Origin of the sequence: Caldicoprobacter sp. (assembly GCF_047459465.1) — a bacterium.
GTDB lineage: Bacteria > Bacillota > Clostridia > Caldicoprobacterales > Caldicoprobacteraceae > Caldicoprobacter.
In genome coordinates this window covers 1-4,568 of sequence record NZ_VSCO01000141.1, presented here as the reverse complement: position 1 = coordinate 4,568, position 4,568 = coordinate 1, and the positions used below count along the sequence as shown (strand labels likewise).

Annotated in this window: 3 protein-coding genes and 1 tRNA gene; all 4 read right to left on the bottom strand. The window is 46.8% G+C overall.

What is annotated here, in order from left to right; genetic code table 11:
• Positions 1 to 64: 64 nt before the first annotated feature.
• Positions 65 to 140: transfer RNA gene (locus FWJ59_RS08140), tRNA-Ile, on the bottom strand.
• A 268-nt stretch (positions 141 to 408) separates the two neighbouring features.
• Positions 409 to 1,494 carry an RNA polymerase sigma factor RpoD gene (gene rpoD, locus FWJ59_RS08135; protein WP_414481450.1) on the bottom strand — a complete coding sequence of 362 codons (1,086 nt, stop codon included), beginning with the start codon at positions 1,492 to 1,494 and terminating at the stop codon, positions 409 to 411.
• Positions 1,491 to 3,323: a DNA primase gene (gene dnaG, locus FWJ59_RS08130; protein ID WP_414481449.1), complete on the bottom strand. Its 1,833-nt coding sequence runs from the start codon at positions 3,321 to 3,323 to the stop codon at positions 1,491 to 1,493. Before dnaG ends, rpoD begins: the two co-directional genes overlap by 4 nt.
• Positions 3,324 to 3,548: 225 nt before the next feature.
• Positions 3,549 to 4,541, bottom strand: coding sequence for a deoxyguanosinetriphosphate triphosphohydrolase (locus FWJ59_RS08125; RefSeq protein WP_414481448.1), 993 nt, complete (start codon positions 4,539 to 4,541; stop codon positions 3,549 to 3,551).
• Positions 4,542 to 4,568 lie beyond the last annotated feature (27 nt).

The window sequence follows — 4,568 nt, the reverse complement described above, 5'->3', positions numbered from 1 at the left end:
AATCTATTATAACCATCCAAGCTCCATTGGCCAACGTTACGGCCAAATATGGTTATAAATAAAATGGTGGGCCTTCAGGGATTCGAACCCCGGACCAACCGGTTATGAGCCGGCTGCTCTGACCGCTGAGCTAAAGGCCCACAAAAACGCAATTACAAATAATATTATAGCGTAATCACCTTATTCAGTCAATAGGGGAGAAAATCCTATAGGCAAATCAGAGCATCGAACCATGGTGAGCTCTCCTGCATGCTGGGTAGTTGTTGGATATCTATATCATACAGATTTCTCACTACGGTTCTATTATCCTTTAGGTGTTGCATTTATTTAAACTAAACTTTTCTAATTTCGCCTCTCAAAATAAAGAAGGATTCAGCACCTCCTTTTATATTAAGAGATGCTGAACCCTTAGTCTAGGAAATCCTTTAGCTTCTTGCTTCTGCTGGGGTGCCTTAGCTTTCTCAAGGCCTTGGCTTCAATCTGACGGATCCTCTCCCTGGTAACGTTGAACTCCCTGCCTACTTCTTCTAGCGTTCTAGCCCTCCCGTCATCCAACCCAAACCTCAGCCTCAACACCTTTTCTTCTCTAGGCGTTAAAGTATCCAGCACTTCCTTAAGCTGCTCTTTTAACAAGTTATAGGCCGCTGCTTCTGCAGGCGCTGGAGCATCCTCGTCGGGGATGAAGTCTCCCAGGTGGCTATCTTCCTCTTCTCCTATGGGGGTCTCAAGCGAAATGGGCTCCTGAGCTATTTTCAGAATCTCTCTCACCTTTTCCTCCGAGATGCCCATCTCCCGTGCAATCTCTTCGGGCTGAGGCTCACGGCCGTATTCCTGAAGGAGCTGCCGCGAAACCCTGATGAGCTTATTGATGGTCTCAACCATGTGCACCGGAATCCTTATGGTCCTGGCCTGGTCAGCTATAGCTCTGGTTATAGCCTGGCGGATCCACCATGTAGCGTAAGTGCTGAACTTATAACCCTTCCTGTAGTCGAATTTCTCTACAGCTTTTATGAGGCCCAGATTGCCTTCCTGTATGAGATCCAGGAAAAGCATTCCTCGGCCCACATATCGCTTTGCAATGCTGACCACCAGTCGAAGGTTGGCCTCTATGAGCCTTCTCTTTGCCTCTTCATCCCCCTGCTCCATCCTCTTGGCAAGCTCTATCTCCTCCTCTGCAGTAAGCAAAGGCACTTTTCCTATTTCCTTAAGGTACATCCTCACGGGGTCATCTATGCTAACGCCTTCAGGAAGGCTAAGGTCCAAATCCTCTTCGGGATTTATGTCCTCTGGTACTACTTCTTCATCCAGTACGTCTATACCCAGGGATTCCAGAGTGTCGTATATCTTTTCGATCTGTTCGGGATCCAGGTCAACGTCTTCTAGCACATCCATGATTTCCTTGTAGGTCAAAACTCCCTTTTCTTTCCCCTTTTCGATCAGCTCTTTTATCTTCATCAGCTTGTCATTTTTTTGCTTGCTCTCTTCGTTTTTCATAATATTCCCTCCTTTCCGTGTCGACTTGCCCTGACCTTTTTGGTCAACACAGCCATCTCGCTTAGCAGAGCCCTATAGGTATCGGTCTCCTGTTTCCCCTCCTGTTCCATCTTCCTGATTAATCCCACTATCTCCTGCCTGCGCTTTTCTAAATGACGATACATTATCTCATCTATACAATCCGAAATAAGTTTATCAATATTATCGTACTCCAACGGTTGTTCAAATATTTCAACCATTTGCTGTATTTTATTCTGATCTTGTACACAGCTTAGAACCTGAGGAACGCTGACTTCCTTACCTGCCTCAAGGAGCTCAACCACTATGCCATAGATTTCCCTATTTATAGGTTCCTCAAAGTACTCTTCTTTAACTTTTTCCACTATTTTTTTGGCCAACCAATCGCTGCTGGCCATCAAGTTCGACAGATACCTTTCGGCTTTTATGTGGGCAGGCACGGACTCCCTCTCAGCACCCATCTTGCCGACATACCTATTATTACCAACTAAACGCCTTTTTACACTTTCCCTTTGTGCCGAGCTCTCCAGCTGAGCAATTTGCTGGTACAAGAGCCTGGAAGAAAACCCTGTCTGGGCTTGCAACCGCTGTATATGGACATCCCGCTCCAGCAAATTTGGCACCTGTATCAATATCCTAGCAGCTTCCGTAGCGTATCTTGCTCTTCCTTCAGGAGTATCCAGGTCATACTGGCTGCGCAATCTGTCCAGCTTGTAATCCACCAGGGATACAGCCTTATCCATAAGCTTTTTAAAGAACTCGGCACCATATTTTCTCAAGACCTCATCGGGGTCCATGTCCTCGGGAAACAGAATCACCTTCACCCTTAGCCCTGCATCCTGAAGTATGTCAAGCCCCCTCAGAGTAGCCTTCTGCCCTGCGGTGTCGCCATCGTAAGCTATATATACCTGTTGAGTGTACCGCCTTATGAGCTTTGCCTGTTGCTGTGTCAGCGACGTTCCCAACGATGCCACCGCATTTTTGAAGCCATACTGATGGAGGGTCACCACATCCATATACCCTTCTGCTATGATGATGTAATCCGGTGAAGACCCTGGCTTGATGAGGTTTAAACCAAACAAGGTGTTGCTCTTTTGGAACACAGGGCTATCGGGCGAATTTAGATATTTGGGAAGGGAATCGTCAAGCACTCTCCCACCAAACCCCACCACCAGCCCTCTGGGCTTGATGATGGGAAAAATCACCCGATGCCGAAAACGGTCGTAAGTCTTTCCCTTGTTGGACACTACTATGCCCGACTCAACGAGAAGTTCCTCCTCAAAACCTAGCTCTAATAAATGCCGCTTTGCGTTTTCCCAGCCATCAGGCGCATAACCTATACCGAATCTTCTGATGGTATTTAAGTCCACCCCTCGGGATTTCAGGTAAGAAAGCGCTTGTCCTCCCTCAGGCGAAAACAACATTCTATGGTAATATTTAGCAACCTCGCGATTTAGCTGATATATCCTCTCCCTCCTGCTTCTGGACCTTATGAACTCTTCTGCCTGTGTGGTCTGGGGTAATGCCATTCCTGCTCTTTCTGCCAGGAGCTTTACCGCTTCCACAAAGTCCAGTTTTTCCATGGCCATTATAAAGGTAAAGACATTGCCCCCCGCACCGCATCCAAAGCAGTGATAAAGCTGCTTTTCGGGATTGACATGGAATGAGGGGGTCTTTTCAGCGTGGAAAGGGCATAGTCCAAAAAAACCCTTCCCTTGGGGTTTCAAAAGCACATATTCCGAAATTACATCTACTATATCGTTCCTCTCCCTCACCTCATCAATCCACTCGTCGGGGAGAAATGTTGCCATTCTCTCTTCACCTAACCTAAGATATATTCGACATAGCTCTTGATTTTCCTCTTTAAATTTTATAAAATTTTTTAAGGAAGCTCAAAAGCGTTCAAATAGGATGTATATATTCGACATAAAGACCAAAATTCCTTCTTTACTTTTTATTTTTTTGCCTTTCTCTCGCCAGGCATATATCCTATCTTTAGTATTCTCAACTTTTCCCATAAATTTTATACGCCATCTTCAACATCCCAAAGGTATAAACAGGTTATAGAACATCCTGAGGGCGTAGCGATCGGTCATACCGGCTATATAGTCGCACACCACCTGTTCTATGCCATATGCCTCTATATGGGAACGATACTCGGCAGGTAGAGCATCGGGGTGCTTCATAAAATAGTCATACAGATTTTCAAGCACGTACCTGGCTTTTTCTTCCTGCTTTTGGGCCACATAGCCCATATACACTCTTTCAAACATGAAAGACCTCAGCTTTTCGGTGGCCTGGCTTACCTCTTGGCTCATGTTTATGGCCGGCCTATCCATGCTGTTTTCAATCACGTCCAGTATCATGGTGTTGATCCTCTCTCCATGAGTACTGCCCAAAACCTCAATGCAATCCTTGGGCAGGTCATCCATGGTAATGATACCGGCCCTTATAGCATCATCGATGTCGTGGTTTATATAGGCAATTCGATCGCTTATCCTCACCACCTGGCCTTCAAGGGTGGCGGGCGGCTTGCTGGACATGGTGTGGTTCACGATCCCGTCCCTTACCTCCCACGTGAGGTTAAGCCCATTCTGGCCCTCCAGGACATCCACCACCCTCAGGCTGTGAAGGTTGTGCTTGAAGCCGTTGCTGCTCACGCTGTTCAAAAACCTTTCGCCTATGTGTCCAAAGGGGGTATGCCCCAGGTCGTGCCCCAGCGCTATGGCCTCGGTGAGGTCTTCATTGAGCCTTAAAGCCCTGGAAATGGTGCGCGCAATCTGAGCCACTTCCAGGGTATGGGTAAGCCGCGTCCTGTAATGGTCGCCTTCTGGCGCTATAAACACCTGGGTTTTGTGCTTCAATCGGCGGAAGGATTTACAGTGAAGTATTCTGTCTCGATCTCGTTGAAACTCGGTCCGTATTTGACATTTTTCCAGCGGATACCGCCTTCCCTTTGTTCTACTGCTGAGACAAGCGTAGGGTGAAAGGACCTTTTCCTCCAGCTCTTCAATCCGCTGCCTGATCATAAAATCTCGACATCCTTCTTAAAAAAT

Excerpts from the sequence above, each read along its gene's own strand:
- FWJ59_RS08125 (WP_414481448.1), bottom strand. The coding sequence starts at position 4,541 with ATGATCAGGCAGCGGATTGAAGAGCTGGAGGAAAAGGTCCTTTCACCC.
- dnaG (WP_414481449.1), bottom strand. The coding sequence starts at position 3,323 with ATGGCAACATTTCTCCCCGACGAGTGGATTGATGAGGTGAGGGAGAGG.
- rpoD (WP_414481450.1), bottom strand. The coding sequence starts at position 1,494 with ATGAAAAACGAAGAGAGCAAGCAAAAAAATGACAAGCTGATGAAGATA.